The sequence below is a fragment of the Rhizobiales bacterium NRL2 genome, assembly GCA_001664005.1.
Classification (GTDB): domain Bacteria; phylum Pseudomonadota; class Alphaproteobacteria; order Minwuiales; family Minwuiaceae; genus Minwuia.
The window spans coordinates 2,787,400-2,813,381 of the sequence record CP016093.1 but is presented as its reverse complement, the minus strand read 5'-3'; the positions used below and the strand labels follow the sequence as shown (position 1 = coordinate 2,813,381).

Sequence of the window (25,982 nt, the reverse complement as noted above, 5' to 3'; positions counted from 1 at the left end):
GCTACCCGGGTCCGGTTGCGCCGGCCGGGCCCGGCGGTCATGCTCGCCTCTTCCGCAGGCGGAGAGGGGAAAGCATGGCCGGGAAGGCAATCGTCGCCGATCACCTCCAGAGACAGGCCGAATGCGGCCCGTGGCCGGGGGAACTCGACCGCGTGGTCTCGGCGGCGATGTTCGATGAAGCGGCCGAAGAGATCGCGGACTGGCCGGGCTACCGACCGACGCCGCTGGTCGAACTCGACCGCCTCGCCGACCGGCTTGGCCTCGCCGCGGTTCACTACAAGGACGAGGGCGAACGGCTGGGACTCGGCAGCTTCAAGGCGCTGGGCGGGGCCTATGCTGTCCTTCGACTGGCCGCCGATCATGTCGCAGCGCAGACCGGGCGGCGGCCGGACCCGGCCGCGATCAGGGAGGGCGGGCATCGCGATGACCTGCAAGGCCTGACCGTGGTCACGGCGACCGACGGCAATCACGGCCGCTCGGTCGCCTGGGGTGCCGAAATGGCCGGCTGCCGCTGCCGCATCTACATCCATGCCGGCGTCAGCAAGGGCCGCCAGCAGGCCATGGAGGCCTTCGGCGCGGAGGTCGTCCGCATCGAGGGCGACTATGACGAGTCCGTCCGCCTCTGCGCCGAGGAGGCCGAGGCCAATGGCTGGCAGGTTGTCTCCGATACCTCATGGGACGGCTACATGGAGGTGCCACGGCTGGTGATGGCCGGCTATGGCGTGATGGCGGGGGAGGCGATGGCGCAGTTGCCCCAGCCGCCAACCCACGTCTTCGTCCAGGCCGGGGTCGGCGGACTGGCGGCGGCGGTCTGTGCGGCCATGTGGCAGCGTCTCGGTCCCGCGCGGCCGCGCTTCGTCATCGTGGAGCCGACCCGGGCGGCCTGCCTCATGGCGACGGCCCGGGCGGGCAGGCCGACGTCCGTCGTGCTGGAGGAGGAAACGGTGATGGCCGGCCTCTCCTGCGGCGAGGTTTCCCTGCTGGCCTGGGAGGTGCTCTCGCGCGGCGCGGCCGACTACATCACCATCGGCGAGGAGATGGTGGCGCCCGCCATGCGCCTGCTGGCCGCCGGCGCGGCGGGCGGCGGGCCGATCACCGCGGGCGAGTCGGCGGTCCCCGGTCTGATCGGACTTATCGGCGCGGCGGCGGACCCGGACCTCAAGGCTGCGATCGGGCTCGACGAAAGCTCCCGCGTGCTGGTCTTCGGCTGCGAAGGCGCGACCGATCCGGCGATCTACCGGCGGATTGTCGAAGGCGATGGCCCCGGCGCGCGCCTGGACGACCTGATCGATGGCTGAGCGCCGGCAGGAACCCGAGCGCGGCTTTGCGCCCGACGAGCTGGCGGCGCGGACCGCCCGCGCTCAGGCGCTGATGGCGGCAGCGGGCATCGACATCCTGCTGTTCACGACCGAGCCCGAGTTCCGCTATTTTTCCGGCTTTCTCACCCAGTTCTGGCAGAGTCCGACACGGCCCTGGTTCCTGCTGGTGCCGGCCGCGGGCAAGCCCGTCGCCGTGGTCCCCTCTATCGGCGCGGAATGCCTGGCCCGGACCTGGCTGGACGACGTCCGCAGCTGGCCCTCGCCCCGGCCCGAGGACGAGGGCGTGACCCTGCTGGCCGAGGCGGTGCGGGAACTGGCCGGGCCGAGGGCGCGGATCGGCGTACCGATGGGTCCGGAGACGCATCTCCGAATGCCGCTCGCCGATCACACCCGTCTCGTGGCCGGACTGGAGGATTGCGCCTTCGTGGACGCAGGGGCGGTCGTGCGCGAACTGCGCATGGTCAAGTCGCCGGCCGAGATCGGGAAGATCGCCCATATCTGCGCTCTCGTCTCCGACGTCTTCGAGGCGTTGCCCGGTTTCGTGACCACGGGCATGAGCGAGGCGGAGATCTTCCGCGCGTTCCGGATCGAATGCCTGCAGCGCGGCGCCGACGACGTGCCTTATCTGGTGGGCGGCGCGGCCCCGGGCGGGGTCGGCGACATCATCTCCCCGCCGAGCGAGCGGCGAACAGAGCCGGGCGACGTGCTGATGCTGGACACCGGTGCGACCTTCGACGGCTACTACTGCGATTTCGACCGCAACTACGCCTTCGGGCAGGCCGACGACGATGCGCGCCGCGCCTACGCCACCGTCCGGGCCGCCGTCGACGCCGGCTTCGCGGCGGCGCGGCCGGGCGTTACCTGCGCCGGACTCTTCCAGGCCATGCAGGCGGTGTTGGAGCGGGGCGGGGCGCTCGGCAACGATGTCGGGCGCTTGGGTCACGGGCTCGGCATGCAGCTTACCGAGTGGCCGTCCCACCGGCCGGGCGACGAGACCGTGATCCGGCCGGGCATGGTGCTGACCCTGGAGCCCGGCATGACCTTCCGTCCGGGCCGGGTGATGGTGCTGGAGGAGAACATCGTCATCGGCGAGAACGGACCGGCCTGGCTGACCCGGCCCGCACCGGCGGAACTGCCGGTGATCGGGGAGGGCGGCTGATGCGGCTGGACTACGATGTCGAGGCCGCGCCGCCGCGACGCGCCGCGCTGGGACTGATCCTGCTCTCCATCGACGAGACCATCGAGCGCGACTTCCGCCGCCTGCTGCCGGGCGACGTGGCGCTGTTCCACAGCCGGGTGCCGAGCTCGCCCGATCTCACCGCCGAGACCATCCGCACCATGCGCGAGACCCTGCCCGACGCCGCGGCGCTGCTGCCGCAGGCGGCGGAACTCGACGCCGTCGCCTATGGCTGCACCTCCGGCGCGACCGTGCTGGGCGAGGCCGAGGTCGCGCGCATGATCGCCGCCTCGCATCCCGGCACGCCGGTCACCAATCCGCTGACGGCGCTGAAGGCCGCCTGCGATGCGCTGGGCGTCAGGCGTCTCGGGCTGGTCAGTCCCTATGTCGAGGATGTCTCGGACTCGCTCCGCGTCGCGCTGGAGGATCATGGCGTCGGCGTCGCCGCCTTCGGCAGCTTCGGCCAGAAGGAGGAACGGCTGGTCGCGCGCATCGCGAAGCCGTCGATCGTCGAGGCGATGACCGCGATCGGCGGCGCGGACGCGGTGGAGGCGGTCTTCGCCTCCTGCACCAATCTCCGCGCCGTCGACGTCCTGGCCGAGGCGGAAGCAGCGCTGGGCAAGCCGGCACTCGCCAGTAATCAGGTGCTGGCCTGGCACCTGCTCCGGCTGGCCGGCGTCGAGGACCGGGTGGAAAGTCTCGGCTGTCTCGCCGGGGTGGGGCTCAGGGGCTGAGCGGCGCTGCCTTCCGCTGACCGGCGCGGCGCCAGAAGATGAAGGGCAGCGCCACGGCGTACATGGTCAGACCGTAGACGCCTGACGGCAGGCTGAAGGGCGGCAGCCCCGAGGCCTGCTCCACGATCAGCGAGCCCACGGTGATGCCCAGCGTGGAATTCTGGATCCCGGTCTCGATGGCGATGGCGGTGCCCTGGCGCTGCGACAGGCCGGCGAGGCGTGCGAGGCCCAGGCCGATCGCCAGCAGGATGACGTTGAGCGCGACCAGCGACGGGCCGAGCTTCGGCAGGTTTTCCACCAGCAGGCCCCAGTTCAGCACGATGGCGCCGATGACAATGAGGACGAACAGCACCAGCGCCAGCACCGAGAGCGGGCCTTCGACGCGGCCGCTGAAGCCGGGCGCGAAGCGCCGCACGGTCATGCCGATCGTCACCGGTACCGCGGTCATTGCGAACATGGCGAGGCCAAGCGCGGTGACGTCGATCGCTGGCGCATCGAGGCCCATGAAATGATCGGCGAAGAAGGCCGCGAGAACCGGCACGGTCAGCACCGAGAGCAGGCTCACAAGGCCGGTCAGCGAGATCGAGAGCGCCAGGTCGCCGCGCGCGAACCGGGTCAGCACGTTCGAGGTCACGCCGCCCGGGCAGAGGGCCAGGATCATGACGCCCACGGCCAGCGCCGGCGGCAGGCCGGCAAGACTCGCCAGCACCCAGGCGACGAGCGGGATGGCCACGACCTGGGAGATCAGGCCGATGACGAAAGCGCGTGGCGCGGTGAGCACGCGGGCGAAATCGGCCACCGTGAGTCCCAGCCCCAGCGAGAGCATGATGATCGCCAGCGCCAGCGGCAGAAGCTGAATGAAGATGTCCACCTGTATCCCCCTCGTCCCGACCGCGAACGACAATGAATCGCGCGGTAGCGTCGAGACTAGTCTGGAAGGGCGCGGTACACGAGTGCGGCGCCGCGCCGAGATCGGTACCTGCCTTCATGCGTTTTACCGATTGCCCCGCCCTTCGGACGTGGTCATCATGTTGGGAAGAATGAAGAATCAGAAATGATTGTGCATCGCGGCTGCCGGACGGGCCGGCTCTCGCGGAATATCGAGGGAGGTATCTCATGACCGAGAAGAAGACCGGACTGTCCCGCCGCAAGGCGCTTCTGGGAGGCGCGGCGCTGGCCGCGGCGCCTGCCATCATCGGGTCGGGTTCGGCCCGCGCGCAGGAAAAAGTCGTCTGGAAGGTGCAGTCGCACTGGCCGAAGGCGTCGGCCTCCTATGGCGACAGTCTGCAGGTCATCGCCGACGAACTGGCGGAGATCACCAACGGCCGCTTTACCCTCGAACTTCATGGCGCGGGCGAATTCGCCAAGGGCGCCGAGATCTTCCAGATCGTCAAGAAGGGCGTGGTCGAGATGGGCACCCTCTCGCCGGGCTACGTTCTGGGCGAGGCGCCTATGGCCGGTCTCTGCCTTGGCGTGCCGGGCACGTTCCGCGAGCCCTGGGAGTTCCAGTACTATCTGAAGAACATGGGCGCAGAGGCCATGTTCAACGAGGAACTGGCCTATCACGGTGTCGTCAGCCGCGCCGAGAAGGTCTATCCGACCGAACTGGTGGTCTCGAAGGAGATCTCCGAGGCCAGCGACTTCTCCGCCATGAAGCTCCGCTCTTCGGGTTCCTATCTGAAGTACCTGGAGGCCGCTGGCGCTGCACCGCAGTACGTCGCCGGACCCGAGCTCTACCAGTCGCTGGCTTCCGGCGTGGTCGACGGCGCCCACTGGGGCGCGGCGCAGGGCGCCCAGTCCATGTCGTTGTGGGAAGTCGCCAAGTTCCACATGAAGCCAACCATGGGCATCGCCATGGATACGCTGATCATGAACAAGGCGGCGATCGACGCGCTGCCCGAGGATCTGCGCTTCACGCTGATGATGCATCTGGAGACGCGCTTCTGGAAGCGCTGCGCCGAGTATCAGTACAAGGAAATGACGGCTCTGGCCGCCGGCATCGCCGAGCACGGCGTCAAGGTGAAGCAGTTCCCCCAGGGTGTGCTGGACAAGTTCGCCGAGGCGTCGCGCGCCATCCTGGAAGAGGAGCGGGCCAAGGGCGGCAACGCCGCGAAGGGCACCGAGATGCTGGTCGAGTTCCTCAAGGTGCTGGGCTACGCCTGACCGCGACATCTGCCGGGAGCCGGGGCAGGGAACCCCCGGCCCCGGCGCCTGCGTCCTTCCCCGGCCGGAGTTCCGGGCCGATTCCGGGCGACCGGTCGTGCGGAAGTTCCGATCCTGAATTGAGTGGATAGTCACATGGGCGCCATCACGGCGATCGCCCGGACGATCACGACGACCAATCTCTGGATTGCCAGGGTGGTCAACTGGGCGGTCCTGATCCTGTTCGTCCTGCTGCTGGCGGACGTCATCATGCGCAAGGTGGTCGGCGCGCCGATTTCCTGGTCGCAGCAGGCCTCGCGGCTGATTTTCGGCGTGTACGCCATCATCGGCGGCGGCTACCTGCTGGCCCGCCGCGAACACGTCAATGTCGACCTGTTCTACGGCAGCTTCTCGAAGAAGCGGAAGGCGGCCGTCGATATCGCGACCTCGTTCCTGTTCTTCGCTTTTCTGATCGTCCTGCTGCCCAACGCCTACGGCATGGCCGCGCAGTCCGTCTGCATGGCTGACGGCGTCCCGCCCTGGTGCCAATGGGAGGTGGATGAACTCGCCATCTGGAAAGCGCCGCTCTGGCCATCGAAATGGATGATCGTCGTCGCCGCCACATTGCTGTTGCTGCAGGGCATCGTGAAATTCGCCGCTGACGTGTTCATCCTGATGGGCATCGACGTGGACGAGACCGCCTTCGGCCCGATCGCCGATGGCGCGGAGGGCAAGGTCGATGTCTGAATTCGTTGTGGCCTATGCGGCCATGGCCATCGAGTGGAAGACCGTCCTCTTCTTCGGCCTTCTGTTCCTGTTCATCCTGCTGGGCGTGCCGCTGACCTTCGTGCTGGGCGGCCTCAGCGTCATTTTCATCTTCGCCGAGTTTCAGGCGAACCCGTCCTCCGACGGCCTCTATCTGGTGGCGTCGAAGATTTGGGACCTGATGGAGACGTCATCGCTCATCGCGATCCCGCTCTACGTCTTCATGGCCATGGTGCTGGAACGATCGGGCGTTGCTCACGACCTCTACCGCATGATGCATCTCTGGTGGGGCGGTCTGCGCGGCGGCCTGGCCGTCGGCACCGTTCTGATCTGCACCATCTTCGCGGCGATGTCCGGCATCTCAGGCGCCGCCGTGGTGACCATGGGGACCATCGCCCTGCCGCAGATGCTGTCGCGCGGCTATGACGCGCGGCTGGCGCTGGGCGCGATCAATGCGGGCGGCGGCTGGGGCATCCTGATTCCGCCGTCGATCCTGATGGTGCTCTACGCCCTGATCACGGAAGTCTCGATCGGCAAGCTGTTCGCGGCCGGCGTCGGCCCCGGGTTGCTGCTGTTCGTGCTCGTATCCGCCTATATCGGCATCCGCTGCTGGTTCCAGCCGAAGCTGGGTCCCTCGCTGCCGGTCGAGGACCGCGGGACCTGGCCCGAGAAACTCCACGCCCTCAGGTCCGTGCTGCTGCCCATCATGATCATCGTGATGGTGCTCGGGGCAATCTTTTCGGGTCTCGCGACGGTCACGGAAGCGGCGGCGGTCGGCGTGCTCGGCGCTCTGGTCGCCAGCGCGGTCAACCGCAAGCTGAATACCCGGCTGGTGAGGGAAGCCGCCATCCGGACCTTCCGTCTCACCACGCTGATCACCTGGATCGTCTTCGCGGCGCACGCCTATTCCACGGCCTATACCGCGATGGGCGCGGAGAGTTTCATCACGCATCTGACCGAGCAGATCCCGGGCGGCCGTTGGGGCGCCCTGCTGTTCATGATGGTCGTGCTGTTCTTCCTCGGCATGGTGCTGGACCCGGTGGGGATCATGCTGATCACGCTGCCGGTCTTCCTGCCGCTGGTGAACGCGCACGGATTCGATCCGGTGTGGTTCGGCATCCTCTTCGTCGTGATGATGGAAATCAGCTACATGACGCCGCCATTCGGCTTCAACCTGTTCTATCTCAGATCGGTGACGCAGGCGGATCCATCCATGCGGCACCTGACCATGAAGGACATCTACTGGTCGGTCGGGCCCTATACGGTGGTCGAGCTGTTCGGACTGTTCCTGATCGTGCTGTTTCCGGCCATTGCGCTGTGGCTGCCGGACCTGCTGTTCTCCGGGAACTGACGACGCCCATGTGGCGTCATGCGGCCGGCGCCGATGGGCGTCGACCGTCGGCAGGTTGCCGGGCCCTCAGGTCATGCGCCCGGCGCGAGCGTTGTCGGATTGCGGGAAGGAATTGGTGGAGCCGAGGGGAATCGAACCCCTGACCTTCGCATTGCGAACGCGACGCTCTCCCATCTGAGCTACGGCCCCACGCGGCCCGGCGGCGTCCGCCGGGCCGCCCGTCTATAGGGGGCGACCCGGCGAACTGTCAAGCGCGTTCGCGGCCCGCTCAGGCCTTCGCCAGCGCCTGTTCCAGGTCGGCCAGGATGTCGTCGATGTGCTCGATGCCGATCGACAGGCGGACATAGGAATCGGTGACGCCGGAGGCCGTCTGCTCCTCGGGCGTGAGCTGGCTGTGGGTAGTGGTCGCCGGGTGGATGGCCAGGCTGCGTGCGTCGCCGATATTGGCGACGTGGTAGAACAGCTCCAGCCCGTCGATGAACTTCGCGCCGGCGTCCTTGCCGCCCTTGATCTCGAAGCCGAGCAGGCCGCTGTAGCCGCCCTTGAGATGGGCGTCGGCGCGGCGTTTGGCTTCACCGTCCTGGAGGCCGGGGAAGATCACCTTCTCCACCTTGGCGTGGCCCTTCAGAAAGTCCGCGACCTTGGCCGCGTTCTCGCTGTGGGCGCGCATGCGCAGCGGCAGGGTCTCGAGGCCTTGCAGGAACTGGAAGGCGTTGAACGGGCTCATCGCCGCGCCCAGGTCGCGCAGCAGCGTCACCCGCGCCTTCAGGATGTAGGCGATGGGACCGAGCGGCTTCACGGCCTCCGCCCAGACGGCGCCATGATAGCTCGGATCGGGGGTGTTCAGCGCCGGCTGACGCTCCTTGTGGGCTTCCCAGTCGAAATTGCCGCCATCGACCAGCAGGCCGCCGATGGAGGTGCCGTGGCCGCCGATGTACTTGGTGGCCGAATAGACGATGACCGCCGCGCCATGTTCGAACGGCTTGCAGAGGATGGGCGCCGCGGTGTTGTCCATGATCAGCGGGATGCCGAAGCCGCGGCCGATCTCGGCGACCTCGGCGATGGGGAAGACCTTCAGCTTCGGATTGGGCAGGGTCTCCGCGTAATAGGCGCGGGTCCGGTCGTCGGTCGCGTTGGCGAAGGCCTGCGGATCCTCGGGGTCCACGAAGCGGACCTCGATGCCTTGGTCCTTCAGAGTGTTGGCGAACAGGTTCCAGGTGCCGCCGTAGAGGTCGGTCGAGGAGACGATGTTGTCGCCGGCGCGGGCGAGGTTCTGCACCGCGAAGGCGCTCGCCGCCTGACCCGAAGCCAGCGCCAGGGCGGCCGCGCCGCCTTCCAGCGCCGCCACGCGCTGCTCCAGCGCGTCGCAGGTCGGGTTCATGATGCGGCTGTAGATGTTGCCCAGCTCCTTCAGCGCGAACAGGTTCGCGGCATGCTCGGTGTGCTGGAACTGGTACGAGGTGGTCTGGTAGATCGGCACGGCGACCGCACCGGTCGTCGGGTCGGCGCGGTGTCCCGCATGCAGGACGATGGTTTCCGGGTTCTTCGAATCGAGGCTCATCTCTGGGGCTCCTTTCCACGAGCACAAGGGACCAGCGAGGGGCCGTTACGGCGACGGCGCGTCCCGGATCGCGTCGGTTCGGGCGGTGGAGACGAAAAAGCCGCCCGATCGGCTGAACCCGGGGCGGCGCTCGGTCCGGAGCAGACCACCTCTTTAGCGGTATTTCTTCGAAGCGGGCTTCCGCTCCCGCGCCCGCAAGCTGGCTCAAATCGGCGCGAAGGGGACGCTATGAAGGCTGCGCCGTGCTGTCAAGCGGCGTGTTGATCAGGTATTTTCACAATCATTTTTCGTAAAATATGATCCGGTCAGGGCTCCGCGCGGCTCCGGGCCCGGAACCGGCGCACCGCCACAGGCAACAGGGCCAGCAGGCCGAGACCGGCAAAGGCCAGGATCACGTCGGTGGTGAAGATGTCGCCGAGATCCGGTTCGCCGCCGGCGCGGAAGATGCTGTCCAGGCCGTGGCCGACCTGGGCATAGACGAAGCCGCCGGGAATGATGCCGATGAAGGTCGCCGCGACATAGGTCCTGAGGGGCACGCCGAGGAAGGCCGGCGCCAGGTTGACGACGAAGAACGGGAACACCGGCACCAGGCGCAGGAACAGCAGGTAACTGAAGGCGTTCTCGCGGAAGCCGTCCTCCAGCCGCTTCACGCGGCCGCCGGCGCGGCGGCGCAGGGCGTCGCCCAGGGCGCTGCGGGCGGCGAGAAAGACCAGCGTCGCGCCGATGGTGGCGCCGATCACGGCCCAGACCGTGCCGAAGATGTTGCCGAACAGGAATCCGCCGGTGACCGTCAGCACCGTCGCGCCGGGCACCGACAGCGCAGTCGCGGTGGCGTAGAGCGCAATGAAGGTGATCACGGCGAGGACTTCCCGCTCGGCGACGAAGGCCTGCAGGGCGTCGCGGTTGTCCCTGATGGCGCGGAAACTGAGCCAATCGTCCAGGCCGAAGGCGAAGAACGCCGCGATGGCGAGGACGAGCAGCGCCAACGGCCCGAAGCGGCGCAGGACTCCCGGCCGTTTCGCGCTCTCGCCACTGTGGCTGTCGGTCATGAAGTGCTGTCGCTCCGGCGATGGGGAAGGGGCCGGCGCTGCGCCGTTCTTCGGATGGCCTTCACAATGGCGACGAAGCCCGTCGCCGGCAATGTCGCGCCCGCTGCGGCCGGATCAACGCTGCGCGAGGGTCAGGTGAGCGCCGCTGCGGGATTGAGCGCGGACCGCGGCTGGGTCAAGATCGCGCGGTCCGAACCTGGGGAGGAACTCGACCAATGACCGTGCAGGAACTGAACTCCATCATCGAACTGCTGACCAGCCGCCCGCAGCCGGAGAACCCGCCGCCGGCCGAGATGCGGGAGCGGTTCGAGAAGCTCGCCACCTTCCTGCCGACGCCCGGCGACGCCAAGATCGAGGCCGTCGACGCCGGCGGCGTGCCGGGCGAGTGGGTTTCCGCGCCGGGCGCCAGTCAGGACAGGGCGGTTCTGTTCCTGCACGGCGGCGGTTATGTCATCGGCTCCATCAACACCCATCGCACGCTGGCCTACAACCTGTCGAAGGCGGCGGACGCGCGGATCCTGCTGATCGACTACCGCCTGGCGCCGGAGAACCCGTTCCCGGCGGCGGTCGACGATGCCGTGGCGGCCTACAAGTGGATGCTGGGCCAGGGCCTGAAGGCGGGCGACATCGCCATCGCGGGGGATTCGGCAGGCGGCGGCCTGACCATGGCGTTGCTGCTGGCGCTGCGGGACGCGGGCGCGGAACTGCCGGCCTGCGCCGTGCCCATGTCGCCCTGGGTCGACATGGAGGGCGTCGGCGAGAGCATGGCCGCCAATCACGACATCGACCCGATGGTTCAGAAACCCGGCCTCGACCGCATGGCCGGCATGTATTTGAACGGCGCCGACGCGAGTCAGCCGCTGGCCTCGCCGATCCACGCGGATCTCAAGGGGCTGCCGCCGCTGCTGATCCAGGTCGGCACGCGGGAAACCCTGGTCGATGACGCGCGGAGACTGCACCGCAAGGCGCTGGCCGACGGCGTCCAGTCCTCGCTGGAGGAAGCCGGCGGCATGATCCACGTCTGGCACCTGTTCGCGCCGATGCTGTCGGAGGGCCGCGAGGCCATCGACCGCGCGGGCCTGTTCATCCGCACCCGTGCCGGCGCCTGATTTCCGCTAAGGGCCGATGCGCCTAGTGCGCGTCGGCCCATGAATCCCCGACGCCCGCCTCCACCGTGAGCGGGACGGAGAGATGCGCCGCGCGCTCCATGGTGGTCTTCACGGCCTCGATGGTGGCTTCGACCTGATCTTCGGGCGCTTCGAAGATCAGTTCGTCGTGGACCTGCAGCAGCATCTTCGCCGCCAGCCCGGCGCCGTCGAGGGCGGCGGGAATGCGGATCATGGCGCGCTTGATGATGTCGGCGGCCGAACCCTGGATCGGCGCGTTGATGGCGGCGCGCTCGGCGAAGCTCCGCCGCGCCGGATTCTTGTCGCGTATCGTGGCAAGGTGGATGCGGCGGCCATAGAGCGTCTCCACGAAGCCATGTTCCTTCGCCTGTTCCCGCGCCTGGTCCATGTAGTCCTTCACACCGGGATAGCGCTCGAAATAGGCGTCGATGAAACTCTTCGCTTCGCCCTGCGGGATCTGCAGCTGCCGCGCCAGTCCGAAGGGGGAGATGCCGTAGATGATGCCGAAGTTGATCGCCTTGGCCTTGCGCCGCGTGGCGCCGTCCATCTCCGCCAGCGGCACGCCGAAGACCTCCGAGGCGGTGAGTGCGTGAATGTCCGCGCCCTCGGCGAAGGCGCCCTTCAGCGCCTCGATATCGGCGATGTGGGCGAGGATCCTGAGTTCGATCTGGCTGTAGTCGGCCGAGATCAGCTTGCAGCCCTTTTCGGCGACGAAGGCGCGGCGGATCTTGCGGCCCTCCTCGGTGCGGATCGGGATGTTCTGCAGGTTCGGATCGGATGAGGCGAGGCGGCCGGTCGACGCCCCGGCCATGTGATAGGCGGTATGAACCCGGCCGGTGGCCGGATTGATTTCCTTCTGCAGGGCGTCGGTATAGGTCGACTTCAGCTTGGTGAGCTGGCGCCAGTCGAGCACCCGCCGCGGCAGTTCGTGGCCCTGGGCCGCGAGGTCTTCCAGGATATCCGCGCCGGTGGCATAGGCGCCGGTCTTGCCCTTCCTGCCGCCGCCGAGGCTCATCTTGTCGAACAGGATCTCGCCGAGCTGCTTGGGGCTGCCGATGTTGAAGTTCTCGCCGGCCAGCGCATGGATATCGCTTTCGATCTCGGCGGCGCGCAGTTCGAAGTCGTTGGACAGCTCGCGCAGGATATCCGCGTCGACCCTGATGCCGGCCTGCTCCATCGCCGCGATCACCGGCACGAGCGGGCGTTCGATGGTCTCGTAGACGGTCGCCATGTGCTCCTGCGCCAGGCGCGGCTTCAGCACCCGCCAGAGCCGGAGGGTGATGTCGGCGTCTTCGGCGGCGTAGTCGAGCGCCTTGTCCAGCGGCACGTGATCGAAGGTGATCTGCGCCTTGCCCGTGCCCGCGACCTCCTTGTAGGGGATCGGCGCGTAGTCCAGATGCAGCCGCGAAAGCTCGTCCATGCCGTGGCCATGGGCGCCGGCGTCGAGCACGAAACTGAGCAGCATGGTGTCGTCGATCGGGTGCACGGGCGCGCCGGCGCGCTGCAGCACCGTGCAGTCGTACTTGATGTTCTGCCCGATCTTGAGGATGCCCGGATCGGCGAATACGGGCCGCAGCGCCGCGATGGCGTCCGCGAGCGGAATCTGCTTCGGCGCATCCGTGTTCCCGCCGCCCAGATCGAGTTCGCCGTCCGGCGCCGCGCCGCGGTGGCGCAGCGGGATGTAGCAGGCATGGCCCGGCGCGGTGGAAAGCGAGATGCCGACGAGGTCGGCGGCGACCGCGTCGAGCGAGTTCGTTTCCGTGTCCACCGCGACGAAACCGCATTCGCGGATCTCCGCGATCCACCTCTCCAGCGCCGCCATGTCCTGGATCAGTTCGTATTCGGCGTCTTCCGGCGGCGGCGTTTCGGCGACTTCGTTCAGGGCCTGGCCCTCCTCGCCGCCGAAGCGCGCGCGGACCCGGCTGGTCAGGGTGCGGAAGCTCTGTTCCTCGAGGAAGCCGATCAGCGGCGCCGGATCGGGCGGCCCGATGATGAATCCGTCAATGTCGTGTTCGACCTCGACATCGCGCTTCAGGCGGACCAGTTCCATGCTGACCCGCGCAAGGTCGGCATGCTCGATCAGGTTCTGACGCCGCTTGGGCTGCTTGATCTCTTCGGCATGAGCGAGAAGATTCTCGAGATCGCCATATTCTTCAATGAGTTGTGCAGCGGTCTTGATGCCGATTCCCGGCACGCCCGGTACGTTGTCGGTTGAATCCCCGGCCAGCGCCTGGACGTCGATCACCCGTTCCGGCTCCACGAAGAACTTCTCGCGCACCTCGGCGCGGCCGATGGGGCGGTTCTTCATCGGGTCGAGCATGGTGACGCCGCCGTCGACGAGCTGCATCAGGTCCTTGTCGGAGGAAACGATGACCACGTCATGGCCGTCGGCCTTCGCCTGTTCGGCATAGGTCGCGATCAGGTCGTCGGCTTCGTAGCCTTCCATCTCGATGCAGGGCAGGCCGAAGGCGCGCACGGCGTCGCGGAACAGCGGAAACTGCGGCACCAGGTCCTCGGGCGGCGGCGGCCGGTTGGCCTTGTAGTCGCCGTAGATCTCATTGCGGAAACTCTTGGAGGAATGGTCGAAGATGACGGCGAAGTGGGTCGCCTTGCCGGACTGCAGCGTCTCGTCCAGCAGCTTGTAGAGCATGTTGCAGAAGCCCGAGACCGCGCCGACATTGGTGCCGTCGGGGCGAGTCAGCGGCGGCAGGGCGTGATAGGCGCGGAAGATGTAGCCCGAGCCGTCGATCAGATAGACCAGATGCTTGCCGTTCTCCGCCATCAGCGCGCCGTCCTTCGGGAATCCATTCGGGCCGGCATTCTAGCCGTTGAGCGCGGACGCGACAGGGTCGATCTGGCCCGGGCGGGCCTTCAGGAACCGGGCTCCTTGCGCTCGGGGCCCTGATAGACGAAATGCCTGCCGCAATAGGGGCAATCGATCCGGTCGTTGCGGCCCATTTCCAGGTAGACGGTCGGATGGCCCAGGGCGCCGCCGCCGCCGTCGCAGGCGACCCGGCGCTTGTCGATCTTCACGGTTTCCGCCGTAGCCACGATCATCCCCCCAACACTTGTCTCGTCCAAGGCGGCGCGATGATACAACCTCGTCCCCGCGGTTCAACAGATTGATCGCGGCGGGGGAAATCGGGCATGGTCCGCGCCCCGACTTCTGCATATATGCAACCATGCCGACCGCGCGACGGCGGAGAACCGTGCGCGGAACCCTGGGGAAACGAACGGACCGGAGCGCCATGAGCATCGATCACGCCATCCTGGCCGAGGGGCTGCGCAAGACCTATCGCGGCTCGAAGGGCGAGCCCGGCAAGGAAGCCCTCAAGGGTGTCGATCTTTCCGTGCCGCGCGGTTCGTTCTTCGCCCTGCTGGGACCGAATGGCGCGGGCAAGTCCACCTTCATCAACATCCTGGCCGGACTGGTCATCAAGTCCGGCGGCGCCGCCTCGATCTGGGGGCATGACATCGACCGCGCGACCCGCAAGGCGCGCTCGGCCATCGGCGTCGTGCCGCAGGAACTCAATCTGGACGCGTTCTTCACCCCGCGTGAGGTGGTGGAATTCCAGGCCGGGCTCTACGGCGTGCCGAAGAAGGAGCGCCAGACCATGGAGGTCCTCGACGCCATGGGGCTGGCCGACAAGGCCGACGTCTATTCGCGCACGCTCTCGGGCGGCATGCGCCGGCGGCTGCTTGTGGCCAAGGCGATGATCCACCGTCCGCCGGTGCTGGTGCTGGACGAGCCCACCGCCGGGGTGGACGTGGAACTGCGCCAGCAGCTCTGGGGTTATATCCGCCGGCTCAACCAGGATGGCACCACGATCGTGCTGACGACGCATTACCTCGAGGAGGCCGAGGAGCTCTGCGACACCATCGCCATCATCGACAATGGCGAGGTGGTGGTCAGCGAGCCCAAGGAAAAGCTCGTCCGGCGTCTGGACCGCAAGACCATCGCGGTCCGGGTCGAGGGGGAGGTGGGCGAACTGCCGGCCGAACTCAGGCGCATGGGCGCCGAAGTCGATGACGTGGGCTACATCTCCCTGAGCTACCGGCCCTCGAAGGATTCCATCGGCGCCATGCTCGCGGCGGTACAGGCGGCGGGCTATCAGATCGTGGACGTCACCACCCACGAGGCCGATCTGGAGGATGTCTTCCTGTCGATCACGCGGCAGGTCAAGAACGACGAAGCGGCATGAGCACGGACGCCGGGGCCGCCTCCGTCCCGGCGGGCGGCGGCGGTTTCGGACGCCATGTCGGCCAGACGCTGAAGCTCGCGGGACCGGTCATCGTCGCCCGCTCGGGCGTTCTCATCATGATGGCAGTCGATACGGCGATGACCGGCCGGGCGGGCGGCGACGAGCTGGCCTGGTTCGGCATGGGACTCTCGCCGACCATCGCGCTGACGCTGCTGGGCCTGGGTTTTCTGCTCGGCGTCTCGATCCTGACCGCCCAGGCCGACGGCGCCGGCGAACCGGGGCGGACCGGCGGGATCTGGCGCACGGGTCTCGTTCACGCCGCGGTTCTCGGCCTGGCGTTTCTTCTGATCTGCCAGTTCGGGGAATTCCTCCTCGGCGCTGTCGGACACGACCCCCGACTTGCCGGCGGCGGCGGCGAGGTGATGCGCATGCTGGGCTACGGCCTGCCGGCGGTGATGGTCTTCGTCGCCAGTTCGTTCTTCCTCGAGGGATTGAGCCGGCCGCTGCCGGGCATGATCATCATGATGGCGGCCAATGTGGTCAATTTCGGCCTCAACTGGGTGATGATCTACGGCAATCTGGGCTTCTCCGGCATGGGCGCCGAGGGCGCGGCCCTGGCCACGACGATCGCCCGCTGGCTGACCGCCTTCGCCATTCTGGCCTATATCTGGTGGCTGCCCGACCGTGACCGCTTCGGCATCCGGCGCGCGAGCCTGCCGGAGGCGCGGGTCGGCCGACGGATGCGGCGGCTGGGCTATCCCATGGGGCTGGCGATGTTCGTGGAGGTCGCGGCCTTCACCACGATGATCCAGCTTGCCGGCTTTCTCGGCGGCGATGGCATTGCCGGCTACCAGATCGCCCATAACCTGGTGGCGCTGGTGTTCATGTCGGCCATCGGGCTGGGCGCGGCGACGGGCGTCAGGGTGGGCAACGCCGTGGGCCGCGCCGATCCGCAGGGCGTGCGCAGCGCTCTCGCGGCCGGATTGGGTCTCGTCGTCGCCGCGATGGCCGTGCTGGGCGGCAGCTTCCTCGCCATCCCCGAGACGCTGGTCGCGGTCTACACCGCCGACGCCGGCGTCGTCGCCTTCGCCCTGCCGGCGCTGGCGGTGGCGGGAAGCATGATGATCTTCGACGGCTCCCAGGCGGTACTGATCAATGCGCTGCGCGCCCTGGGCGATGTCTGGTTCCCGATGATGGCGCAGATCCTGTCCTTCTGGGTGCTAGCGATCCCCGCCGCCTGGATCATGGCATTCCATCTGGAACTCGGGACGGCCGGCCTGATGGGCGGAATCTATATCGGCGTGGTGGCCGCGACGGCGGTCAATGGCTGGCGCTTCCGGCGCATGTCTCACCGGCCGTTGCGCCGCGCCTGAATCGCTCGGCGGCGCGCCGGACGTTGTAACCGCCCCAATTCGGCCTCATCTTGGACAAATGACGGGCCCGCTTGTGTTCCAGTCAGGTGTCTGGATACCTGCAGGAACAACACGTCGTTCAAGGAGTGACGAGGGGTGAGCGAGACAATTGCACTGGTCGATGACGATCAGAACATCAGGACATCGGTGACCATCGCCCTGGAGGGCGAAGGGTTTCGCGTACGCAGCTTCGGCGACGGGATCGAGGCCCTGAGGGGGCTGCAGACCCAGCCCGCCGACCTGGTCGTCCTCGACATCAAGATGCCGCGCATGGACGGCATGGAGGCGCTGACCAAGCTGAGGCGAAACTCCGACGTGCCGGTGATCTTCCTCACCTCGAAGGACGATGAGGTCGACGAGGTGCTCGGCCTGAAGATGGGCGCCGACGACTACATCACCAAGCCGTTCTCCATGCGCCTGCTGGTGGAACGCATCCGCGCAGTGCTGCGTCGCCGCGAAGCGGCCGGCGCCGGCGGCGAGGGGGAGCGGAAGATCATCATCCGCGGCGACCTGATGCTGGATCCGAACCGCCATCACTGCGAATGGCGCGGGCGCGAGATCAAGCTGACCGTGACCGAGTTCCTGATCCTCGAATCGCTCGCCGTCCGGCCGGGCCACGTGAAGACCCGCGACCAGTTGATGGACGCCGCCTACGAGGAGAACGTCTACGTCGACGACCGAACCATCGACAGCCACATCAAGCGGCTGCGCAAGAAGTTCAAGGCCGTCGACGAGGGCTTCACCGCGATCGATACGCTCTATGGCGTGGGCTACCGGTTCCGCGAAAACTGAACCGGGCGTCGATGTCGCCCCTTGCACGCCGAATCCTGACCATCAACCTGCCGGCCTTTCTGGTGCTGGTCGGCGCGTGGTTCTACCTGGACCAGTACCGCGCCGGCCTGCTTGAGGCGCGCCAGCAGGCGCTGGAGAAGGAAGCCCACCTGATCGCGGGCGCGCTGGGCGAGGCGGCGCTGGCCGGGCCAATCGAGGATCTGCGCATCGACGCGACGCTCGCGCCCTATATCCTCCGCCGCGCCGTGGTCACGACCAACGCCCGCGCGCGGCTGTTCGATTCGAACGGCCGGCTGATGGTCGACAGCCGCCGCCTGCCGGCCAGCGACCGGGACGTCGAGGCCCGCCGCCTGTTCGATCCGGACCGGCCGATCTGGCCGCTGTCGCTGGCGCGCGACCTCTGGGACCGGGCGATGAGCTGGCTGCCCCGGCGGGGTGAGTATCCGGCCTATGACGAGGTCAGCCTGTCGTCGGACTGGACCTGGCGTGGCATCGGCACAGCCTTGCAGGGCGGCGATGCGCGCCAGGTGTGGACGCTGCCGGACGGCCGGCTGCTCATCGGGACGGCGGTGCCGGTGCAGGCGCTGAAGCGCGTGCTGGGCGCCGTGGTGCTGACCGTCGACAGCGCCGAGATCGACGCCGCCGTGCGCCGCGAGCAGGTCGGCACGCTGGCGGTCTTCGCGGTCGCCGCGCTGATCACGTTCCTGCTGTCGGTCTTCCTGTCGCGCTCCATCATCCGCCCCGTCCAGCGTCTCTCCCAGGCCGCCGACAAGGTCCGCAACCAGGGGGGTCAGTCCGCCGATATTCCAGACCTCAGGAAGCGGCACGACGAGATCGGCGATCTCTCGGTCTCACTGAGGGAGATGACCTCGGCGCTGAACGCCCGTGTCGGCGCCATCGAGACCTTCGCTGCCGATGTGGCGCACGAGCTGAAGAATCCGCTGACCAGCCTGCGCAGCGCGGTCGAGACCCTCGAGCGTGCGGAGAAGCCCGAGCACCGCGAGCAGCTCAGCCGGATCATCCTGCAGGATCTGGCGCGGATGAACCGGCTGATCAGCGAAATCTCCGACGCCAGCCGCATCGACGCGGAGATGGGTCGCATCGAACGCGAGCCCGTCGACATCGGGCGCATGGTCGTCGACCTGCAGGAGGTGCTGCAGTCGCCCCGGCCCGACATCCGCATCGACATCGAGGTCGAACGGGACCGCAGCCTGATGGTGCTGGGCGCCGAACACCGGCTGGGCCAGGTGCTGCGCAATCTCGTCGACAATGCGGTCTCGTTCAGTCCGGAGGGCGGGCGCGTACTGGTGACGGTGCAGCGGGACCGGGCGGACGTGGTCATGTCCGTGGAAGACCAGGGCCCCGGCGTGCCGGAGGAAGCGCGCGCCAAGATCTTCGACCGCTTCTACTCCGAACGGCCCAGCGGCGAGGATTTCGGCAGCCATTCGGGTCTGGGGCTGAACATCTGCCGTCAGATCATCGAGGCTCATGGCGGCGCCATCGAGGTGGAGAACATCCGCGAGGTCGGCAAGCACGGCCTGCTGGTCGGCATCCGCGGCGCCCGCTTCACGATCCGCATACCCGCTCTCGCCCGGGGCGGAGAAGGTTAGGGCCTACGCCTTCGCGGCGCCGGCGCGGATCTGGGCGGAGGTGCGGCGACTGCCGTCGGGAGACCAGCCGGGCGGGCCGAATAGATAGCCCGCCGCTTCCCGCAGGCTCCTGGCCCGGCGCAGGTCGCCGATCATGTCGGCCCATTCGTGGAAGGCGATGCGCAGCGGATTGAAGGTGCCGATTTGCTTGACGATGCCGTATCGGCAGGGTTCGGCGTCGTCCTCGGGCACGAAGGTGCCAAACAGGCGATCCCAGATGATCAGGATGCCGGCGTAGTTGCGGTCCAGATAGCGCGGATTGACGGCGTGATGGACCCGGTGATGGGACGGCGTGTTGAAGATCCACTCGATGGGGCGGGGCAGGCGGCCCACGCTCTCGGTATGGATCCAGAACTGGTAGACGAGGCTGACGCCCTTCTGGAAGACGATCAGCGCCGGCGGAAAACCGATCAGCGCCAGCGGCAGCCAGAGCACGAACGTGCCGGCGGCGTTTCCGGTCCACGTCTGGCGCAGCGCCGTCGACAGGTTGTAGTGGCGGCTGGAGTGATGGTTCACGTGGGCCGCCCACCAAAAACGGTGTTCGTGGCTGAGCCGATGAAACCAGTAGTAGACGAAATCCTCGGCGAACAGGATCAGCGCGAACGCCCACCACTGGAAACCGATGTCGAACAGCGCGAACTGGTGCGCCCAGACGGTCAGGCCGTAGATCAGGATCGCGAAGGGGATGCCGAGCGCCAGATTGCCGAGCCCCATCACCAGGCTGGCCGTGGTGTCGCGCAGGTCGTAGCGGCCGCGCGCCAGCCCGAGACGGCCGATCGCGAGTTCCAGCACGATCAGCACGATGAAGGCCGGAATGGCGAGGGCGACTGGATCCGGTAGCGTCATGAGACAGTCTTTTCCCCGAGATCGCCATAGAGCGCAAGGACCGGACGCCAGCGGTCGAGTTCGGCGTCACCGGCGAAGTGCATTGCCAGCCGGGACTGCCCCAGCGTGCGAAAATGAACCGTCAGCAGAGGCGGGGCGCCGCGGATGGTGAGCCGGCTGACATCGTCCGGGGCAAGCACGCTGACGCCGACGTCATCGCCCATCGAGCGGATGACGGCGAGACGGTCCTCGCCGGCGAGCCAGGCGAGCCCGCTCTTGCGGTCGGTGGAAATCGCCGTGCGGACGGCGGAGAGTCCCTCATCCGCCAGCGCGCGGCTCACATTGCCCTCGTCCAGGTCGACCGATCGCCCCCCGCGCAACAGCCAGACGAGGACAACGATCAGCGCGATGCCGGCCAGCGGCAGAATGAAGGCGGTGGGGTCCATGGCCGCGCCTGCTCAACCGGATCCGTCGCGTTCGCGCGCGTGGCGCGGCAGACCGTCTTCGATCACGGGCCAGGCGCGGGCGCTTTCGGTCCAGAGGTGTTCGCGCGGCGGGAAGACGTCGGGTTCGTCCAGCGTCGCCAGCGCAATGTCGTATTCGTCTTTCAGGTCGTCGCCCTGCCAGTAGAGCGGCGTTCCGCAGGTGCCGCAATGAGCGCGGACCGCGATGTCGGATGACCGCCATACCGCCGGCTCGCCGGACCACTGCACCGCATCGGCGGCCACGGTCAGGAAGGCGAGAAAAGGTCCGCCGGCGTGCTTCTGGCACATGCGGCAATGGCAGTAGAAGACAGCGCTGGGCGCGGCGAACAGGCGGTAGCGCACCGCGCCGCAGAGACATCCGCCCTCCAGAACCTTCATGCGTTCGGTTCCGAGAGCTCGATCCACGCCGGCGTGTGATCGGACGCCTTGGGCTCCCCGCGCGGGCCCTTGTCGACGCCGCTGGCCATCAGCCGGTCCGTCGCCTGCGGCGAGAGCAGCAGGTGATCGATGCGCAGCCCGTGATCCTTCTGCCAGGCGCCGCGCTGGTAGTCCCAGTAGGTGTAGAAATGCGGCTGCGGATTGAACACGTGCACGCCATCCGTCAGACCGAGATTCAGGAGCTGGCGGAAGCGGTTGCGGCTTTCCGGCTGGCAGAGCGCATCGTCGGCGAAACCGGCGGGATCGAAGACGTCGTCGTTGGTCGGACAGACATTGTAGTCGCCGGCCATGATGAAGGTTTCCTCCAGCGACAGCAGTTCCTGTGCGCGCTCGATCAGCCGGTCCATCCAGCCCAGCTTGTAGTCGAACTTCGGTCCCGGTACGGGATTGCCGTTGGGCAGGTAGAGCCCGCAGATGCGCACGCCCTCGACCGTGGCTTCGATGTAGCGCGCCTGTTCGTCGCCGTCATCGCCGGGGAGGCCGGTCTGTACGTCCTCGATCGGCCGTTTCGACAGGATGGCGACGCCGTTGTAGGACTTCTGTCCGTGGATCGCGATATTGTAGCCGAGGTCCTCGATCTCCATCGCCGGGAAGTTCTGGTCCTCGCATTTGGTCTCCTGCAGGCAGACCACCTCCGGCGCCGCGGCGCCCAGCCATTCCACCACGCGGGGCAGGCGGGCCTTGATGGAGTTCACGTTCCAGGTGGCGATGCGCATGACGTCCCCTCGATTCTCGCTCGGGCAGGGGAATTTCTCGGCTCTCGGGGGCCGGATTGCAAGTCGCGAAGAAAGCTTCCGCTATCCCGCGTCGTGCGCCGCCAGGTCGCGGTAGAGGCCGCGGGCTTCCGAAGTGGGACCGCGCCGTGCGCCGATCTGCACGACCTCGATGACGCAGACGTCGTCGCCTCTCGGGAAGGTCAGGACATCGCCGGGCCGGATTGTCTGGCTTGGTTTGGTCACCACCCGCTTGTTGATCCTGAACCGGGTTCCCTTGACGGCCTTCGCCGCGAGCGAGCGGCTTTTGAAGAGGCGGGCGTACCAGAGCCAGAGATCGATGCGGATGGCGCTTTCTGTCATGTCTTCCTCAACTCCAACAGGGCTGCGAAAGGTGAATCGGGGTCCGGCGGGACCGGCTTGCGGCCACGGCGGCCGGCGTTTGCGCTCTTGCGTCCGGACGGCTTCTCGCCGCGCTTGCGCGGCCTGTAGAGCAGCGGGCCGTCTTCCTGCGGCCTCTGGGTCATGTAGCCGAGGCCGGCGAGAACGGGCTGCAGGCGTTCAGCCCCGCCGCCCAGCATCGACATCAGTGCGTGATCGGCTTCCGCCTCGCCTTCACGCGTGGCCCTGTGCGCATGGCTGGCGATACGCTCCACCATGTCGACGCGCACGGCGATGCGGCCGAAGCGCTCGTAGCCGGCCAGCAGCAGGGCGTCGCGCTGCATGCCGCCGGGCGCCTCGAAGGAGACGCGGCCCTGGTCTTCGGCGGGATCGAAGGTCCGTTCGCCCAGGTTGTGCAGGATGGTGCGCCAGCGCGTCGCCTCCGGCTTCAGCAGCGCGGGACAGAAGATGGCGAAGCGGCCGAGCTGCACCCCGCGATACTTGAACCGGCCGTAGTCCTTGGGCTCGAGCTGCCGGAGCTGCGGCTCCACGGCGGTCCGGGGCAAGACGCCGAGCCGTTCGACGAGCTGGAAGGCGACGCCGCGGGCGGCGGGAGAGAACTCGGCTTCCTCCAGTCCCATGATTGGCCGCATCAGCTGCGCCACGCGGCCGGCGATCCACTGCTGCAGGCGGCCGATCAGGGCCTCGGTTCGCTGCGGGGCAAGCTGGTTGCCGGCAATCAGGCGAACCTCGGGCTTCAGCACGTGCCCGCCGCGATGCAGCCGCGCGATGCGCTCCGAGCGCCAGGCCAGCACGCCGTCGTCCAGCAGTTCCAGATCCTCGTCGGGGCAATCGGCGATGCGCCGTGCGCGGGCGTTTAGCGCGCCGGCCAGCACGTGGTTCACCGCGGCCTTCATGGCCTTGTTGTCCATCGCGGACCGGTCGGCGACGAACAGGAGTCCGTCCAGATGGCCGACATACTGGCCTTCGACAGAAACACCGCCTTCGTTGTCGACCGCGGCCTCCACGTTCTCGGCGTCCCGGAGGCGCTTGACCAGCGTGCCGGTGCGGCGGTCGACGAAACGCTGGGTCAGCTTGTCGTGCAGTGCGTCCGACAGACGATCCTCGATGGCCCGCGCCCGGGCCTGCCATTCGACCGGGTCGTCCAGCCAGACGCCGCGGTGGGAGATGTAGGTCCAGGTACGGACATGGGCGAGGCGGGACTGCAGCGTGTCGATATCGCCCTCGACCCGGTTCAGATGGTCGAGCTGGCGCGCCATCCAGTCCCGGTGGATGGCGCCCGCCGAGGTGACCTGGGTGTAGATCTGGCCGATCAGCCGGACATGGCTGTCGTGCATGGTCTTCCGGAAATCCGGAATCTGGCAGATGTCCCAGAGCGTGATCAGGTTCTCGCGCGTGGCTTCGGCGCGCTGGCGGATCGTCTCGTCCTTGAGCAGCGCCTTCAGGCTGCGCAGGTCGTCCGGCTGCCGGGGCGGGACCAGCCAGGGATAGGGCGGCGGCGCCTCCAGCGCCCGCAGCAACGCCTTCGGGCTGTCGTAGTCCAGCCGCGCCGAACGCCAGCGGAACTGATTCTGCGGCTCGAAATGGTGGTTCTCGATCGCCGCGACCAGCTCCTCGTCCAGTTCGTCCACATCGGCGGTGACGCCGAAGGTGCCGTCGCGCATGAAGCGGCCGGCGCGGCCGGCGATCTGGCCGTACTCGGCCGGGCCGAGCACGCGCCGGCGATGGCCGTCGAACTTGTGCGTGCCGGCGAAGGCGACATGGTCGATGTCCATGTTCAGGCCCATGCCGATGGCGTCGGTCGCGACCAGGAAATCGACCTCGCCGGCCTGGTACATCGCCACCTGGGCGTTGCGGGTGCGCGGGCTGAGCGCGCCGAGCACCACCGCCGCCCCGCCGCGCTGACGGCGCATCAGCTCGGCGATGGCGTAGACGTCGTTGGCGGAGAAGGCGACGACGGCGCTGCGCCGGGGCAGGCGGGACAGCTTGGTGCGGCCGTCATAGCGCAGCGTCGAAAGCCTCGGCCTGGACGTCATCATGGCGTCGGGCAGCATGCGCGCAATCAGCGGCCTTGCGGTCTCCGATCCCAGGAACATCGTGGTCTCGATGCCCCGGGCGTGGATCAGCCGGTCGGTGAAGACGTGGCCGCGTTCCGGGTCGGCGGCAAGCTGGATCTCGTCCACCGCCACGAAGTCGAAGCTGCGCCCGAGGGGCATAGCCTCCACCGTGCAGAGGAAGTAGTGCGGGTTGGGCGGGACGATCTTCTCCTCGCCCGTCACCAGGGCGACATTGGAGCGGCCGACCCGCTCCACGACCCGGTCGTAGACCTCCCGCGCGAGCAGGCGGAGCGGAAAGCCGATGATGCCGCTGGCGTGGGAGAGCATGGTTTCCACCGCAAGATGAGTCTTGCCGGTGTTCGTCGGGCCAAGCAGGGCGACCGTGCGTCCCTTGACCGATGCGGAACCCATGAAGGTCATGTCGTGACTCTCGGAGCCGCCGGGCGGCGTGGCAAGGGGCATGTGGCAAAACTCAACAATTCCAACAGGTTTGCGCCGACATAGTGTGTCATTTGCATGACGGAACGGTCAAATCCGGCGAATCGCCATGCGCCTGGCCCGTGGCTGGCGGGCCTGCGGCGACGCGTTCCCCGATTGTCGTTGCATGGGCGGGGGGACTTGGATACCAGAAGCGCGCCATGAAGAAAGCGATGCACACGGCTCTGCTGCCGGCCGGACTGCGCGACGCCCTCCCCGAGGAAGCGGAGATGGAGGCGGCGGCGGTCCATTGCCTGATGACTGCCTTCGGGCGTCAGGGCTACCGGCGCGTGAAGCCGCCGTTGCTGGAATTCGAGAGCAGCCTGCTGACCGGTCCCGGCCAGCAGCTGTCGGCGCAGGTCTTCAGGCTGATGGACCCGATCTCGCAGAAGATGATGGGCCTGCGCGCCGACATGACGCCGCAGATCGCGCGCCTGGCGACGACCCGTCTCGCCTCGGCGCCGCGGCCGCTCAGGCTCTGTTATTCCGGTCAGGTGCTGCGCGTGCGCGGCGACCAGCTGCGGCCTGAGCGGCAGTTCACCCAGGCGGGCATCGAGATCTTCGGGACCGACGCCGTCGCCGCGGAGGCGGAGATCGTGTTGCTGGTGGTGGAGGCGATCAGAGCCGCGGGGGTGCGGGGGATCACGGTCGATCTCACCTTGCCGGCGCTGGCGCCGATGGTGCTGAAGGGCAGGGGGCTCGACGATGCCGCCGTCGCCGCCGCGCGCCGCGCGCTGGACGCCAAGGATGCAGGCGAACTCCGTGCGCTGGTGAACGGTGACGAGACGGTCTTCGGTCTTCTGGAGGCCGTGGGCGAGGCCCGCGAAGCGATTGCGCGGCTGAAGCGCCTCGCCATCGACGGCGAGGCGGGGATGCTGGTGGACCGGCTTTCGGCGCTTGTCGGCGAAGTCACGGCCGCCGATCCGGAACTCGCGGTCACGATCGACCCCGGCGAGTATCGCGGCTTCGAATATCAGAGCGGCATCGCCTTCGCCGTCTTCGCCCGCGGGGTCCGGGGCGAGATCGCCCGTGGCGGACGTTATCGCGGCGAGGCGGGCGAAACGGCGGTCGGCGCCACGGTCTATCTCGATTCCGTGCTGCGCGCGCTGCCCAGGCGCCAGCCGCCGCGGCGGCTCTACCTGCCGGCCGGCACGCCGCGCGGCGCGGCGCGGGACCTGAAGGCGGAGGGCTGGACGGTGCTGCACGGCCTGGACGCCGCTGACGATACCGAGGCCGAGGCGCGTCGCCTCGGCTGCAGCCATGTGCTCGGGGACGGCGGACCCGTCTCCCTGGACTGACCGGACA

At 67.9% G+C, this 25,982-nt stretch carries 23 protein-coding genes and 1 tRNA gene; 12 read left to right on the top strand and 12 right to left on the bottom strand.

Going from position 1 to position 25,982, the window contains the following annotated elements:
* Window positions 1-74: 74 nt before the first annotated feature.
* From TEF_13095 to TEF_13085, 3 genes are read left to right on the top strand one after another with little or no spacing between them, the layout of a single operon-like run.
* The gene (locus TEF_13095; GenBank protein ANK81625.1) at window positions 75-1,298 is read left to right on the top strand and encodes a diaminopropionate ammonia-lyase; all 1,224 of its coding nucleotides are present in this window, start codon (window positions 75-77) and stop codon (window positions 1,296-1,298) included.
* Window positions 1,291-2,478: a peptidase M24 gene (locus tag TEF_13090; protein ID ANK81624.1), complete on the top strand. Its 1,188-nt coding sequence runs from the start codon at window positions 1,291-1,293 to the stop codon at window positions 2,476-2,478. Before TEF_13095 ends, TEF_13090 begins: the two co-directional genes overlap by 8 nt.
* Window positions 2,478-3,230, top strand: coding sequence for a hypothetical protein (locus TEF_13085; GenBank protein ANK81623.1), 753 nt, complete (start codon window positions 2,478-2,480; stop codon window positions 3,228-3,230). Before TEF_13090 ends, TEF_13085 begins: the two co-directional genes overlap by 1 nt.
* Here TEF_13085 and TEF_13080 read toward each other — a convergent pair.
* A complete protein-coding gene (locus tag TEF_13080) occupies window positions 3,220-4,101 on the bottom strand; it encodes a bile acid:sodium symporter (GenBank protein ANK81622.1) in 882 nt (293 codons plus the stop codon). The two genes, TEF_13085 and TEF_13080, sit on opposite strands and share 11 nt — an antisense overlap.
* 245 nt (window positions 4,102-4,346) lie before the next feature.
* Here TEF_13080 and TEF_13075 point away from each other — a divergent pair, with 245 nt between their 5' ends.
* The 3 genes from TEF_13075 to TEF_13065 all read left to right on the top strand — a co-directional run bounded on the left by TEF_13075 (window position 4,347) and on the right by TEF_13065 (window position 7,488).
* The gene (locus tag TEF_13075; protein ANK81621.1) at window positions 4,347-5,393 is read left to right on the top strand and encodes an ABC transporter substrate-binding protein; all 1,047 of its coding nucleotides are present in this window, start codon (window positions 4,347-4,349) and stop codon (window positions 5,391-5,393) included.
* A 135-nt stretch (window positions 5,394-5,528) separates the two neighbouring features.
* Entirely contained in the window at window positions 5,529-6,119 is a 591-nt protein-coding gene (locus TEF_13070; protein ID ANK81620.1) for a hypothetical protein, read from the top strand.
* Window positions 6,120-6,141: 22 nt separating this feature from the next.
* Entirely contained in the window at window positions 6,142-7,488 is a 1,347-nt protein-coding gene (locus tag TEF_13065) for a TRAP dicarboxylate transporter subunit DctM (protein ID ANK83469.1), read from the top strand.
* Window positions 7,489-7,601: 113 nt separating this feature from the next.
* Here the strand turns inward: TEF_13065 and TEF_13060 are convergent.
* The 3 genes from TEF_13060 to TEF_13050 all read right to left on the bottom strand — a co-directional run bounded on the left by TEF_13060 (window position 7,602) and on the right by TEF_13050 (window position 10,098).
* A tRNA-Ala gene (locus tag TEF_13060) sits at window positions 7,602-7,677 on the bottom strand.
* 79 nt (window positions 7,678-7,756) lie between these two features.
* Window positions 7,757-9,049, bottom strand: a complete 1,293-nt coding sequence (locus tag TEF_13055) for an O-acetylhomoserine aminocarboxypropyltransferase (GenBank protein ID ANK81619.1) — start codon at window positions 9,047-9,049, stop codon at window positions 7,757-7,759.
* 305 nt (window positions 9,050-9,354) lie between these two features.
* Window positions 9,355-10,098 (bottom strand): hypothetical protein, encoded by a 744-nt coding sequence (locus TEF_13050; protein ID ANK81618.1) that lies wholly within the window; start codon window positions 10,096-10,098, stop codon window positions 9,355-9,357.
* Between the two features lie 215 nt (window positions 10,099-10,313).
* Here TEF_13050 and TEF_13045 point away from each other — a divergent pair, with 215 nt between their 5' ends.
* A complete protein-coding gene (locus TEF_13045; protein ANK81617.1) occupies window positions 10,314-11,207 on the top strand; it encodes a hypothetical protein in 894 nt (297 codons plus the stop codon).
* 22 nt (window positions 11,208-11,229) lie between these two features.
* Here the strand turns inward: TEF_13045 and TEF_13040 are convergent, their stop codons facing one another.
* Complete coding sequence (locus tag TEF_13040) at window positions 11,230-14,007, bottom strand: DNA polymerase I (protein ANK81616.1); 2,778 nt, start codon at window positions 14,005-14,007, stop codon at window positions 11,230-11,232.
* An 89-nt stretch (window positions 14,008-14,096) separates the two neighbouring features.
* Window positions 14,097-14,282: a hypothetical protein gene (locus tag TEF_13035; GenBank protein ANK81615.1), complete on the bottom strand. Its 186-nt coding sequence runs from the start codon at window positions 14,280-14,282 to the stop codon at window positions 14,097-14,099.
* Window positions 14,283-14,473: 191 nt separating this feature from the next.
* On the opposite strand from TEF_13035, the gene TEF_13030 reads away from it, so the two are divergent.
* The 4 genes from TEF_13030 (at window position 14,474) to TEF_13015 (ending at window position 19,241) form a co-directional block, all read left to right on the top strand.
* On the top strand, window positions 14,474-15,427 hold the full coding sequence (locus TEF_13030; protein ID ANK81614.1) for a multidrug ABC transporter ATP-binding protein: 954 nt from the start codon (window positions 14,474-14,476) through the stop codon (window positions 15,425-15,427).
* Window positions 15,424-16,800 carry a hypothetical protein gene (locus TEF_13025; GenBank protein ANK81613.1) on the top strand — a complete coding sequence of 459 codons (1,377 nt, stop codon included), beginning with the start codon at window positions 15,424-15,426 and terminating at the stop codon, window positions 16,798-16,800. Before TEF_13030 ends, TEF_13025 begins: the two co-directional genes overlap by 4 nt.
* A 135-nt stretch (window positions 16,801-16,935) precedes the next feature.
* Entirely contained in the window at window positions 16,936-17,631 is a 696-nt protein-coding gene (locus TEF_13020; GenBank protein ID ANK81612.1) for a DNA-binding response regulator, read from the top strand.
* 11 nt (window positions 17,632-17,642) lie between these two features.
* Window positions 17,643-19,241, top strand: coding sequence for a hypothetical protein (locus TEF_13015; protein ANK81611.1), 1,599 nt, complete (start codon window positions 17,643-17,645; stop codon window positions 19,239-19,241).
* Between the two features lie 3 nt (window positions 19,242-19,244).
* Here TEF_13015 and TEF_13010 read toward each other — a convergent pair whose 3' ends face one another.
* From TEF_13010 to TEF_12985, 6 genes are all read right to left on the bottom strand, one after another.
* The gene (locus tag TEF_13010) at window positions 19,245-20,126 is read right to left on the bottom strand and encodes a C-5 sterol desaturase (protein ANK81610.1); all 882 of its coding nucleotides are present in this window, start codon (window positions 20,124-20,126) and stop codon (window positions 19,245-19,247) included.
* The gene (locus tag TEF_13005) at window positions 20,123-20,551 is read right to left on the bottom strand and encodes a hypothetical protein (protein ID ANK81609.1); all 429 of its coding nucleotides are present in this window, start codon (window positions 20,549-20,551) and stop codon (window positions 20,123-20,125) included. The genes TEF_13010 and TEF_13005 overlap by 4 nt, the downstream gene beginning before the upstream one ends.
* 12 nt (window positions 20,552-20,563) lie before the next feature.
* Window positions 20,564-20,968 carry a hypothetical protein gene (locus TEF_13000; protein ANK81608.1) on the bottom strand — a complete coding sequence of 135 codons (405 nt, stop codon included), beginning with the start codon at window positions 20,966-20,968 and terminating at the stop codon, window positions 20,564-20,566.
* Window positions 20,965-21,744, bottom strand: coding sequence for an exodeoxyribonuclease III (locus TEF_12995; protein ID ANK81607.1), 780 nt, complete (start codon window positions 21,742-21,744; stop codon window positions 20,965-20,967). Before TEF_12995 ends, TEF_13000 begins: the two co-directional genes overlap by 4 nt.
* A gap of 81 nt (window positions 21,745-21,825) precedes the next feature.
* Window positions 21,826-22,104: a hypothetical protein gene (locus tag TEF_12990; protein ANK81606.1), complete on the bottom strand. Its 279-nt coding sequence runs from the start codon at window positions 22,102-22,104 to the stop codon at window positions 21,826-21,828.
* Complete coding sequence (locus TEF_12985) at window positions 22,101-24,611, bottom strand: hypothetical protein (protein ID ANK83468.1); 2,511 nt, start codon at window positions 24,609-24,611, stop codon at window positions 22,101-22,103. Before TEF_12985 ends, TEF_12990 begins: the two co-directional genes overlap by 4 nt.
* Window positions 24,612-24,838: 227 nt before the next feature.
* Between TEF_12985 and TEF_12980 the strand changes: the two genes are divergently transcribed.
* On the top strand, window positions 24,839-25,975 hold the full coding sequence (locus TEF_12980; protein ANK81605.1) for an ATP phosphoribosyltransferase regulatory subunit: 1,137 nt from the start codon (window positions 24,839-24,841) through the stop codon (window positions 25,973-25,975).
* Window positions 25,976-25,982 lie beyond the last annotated feature (7 nt).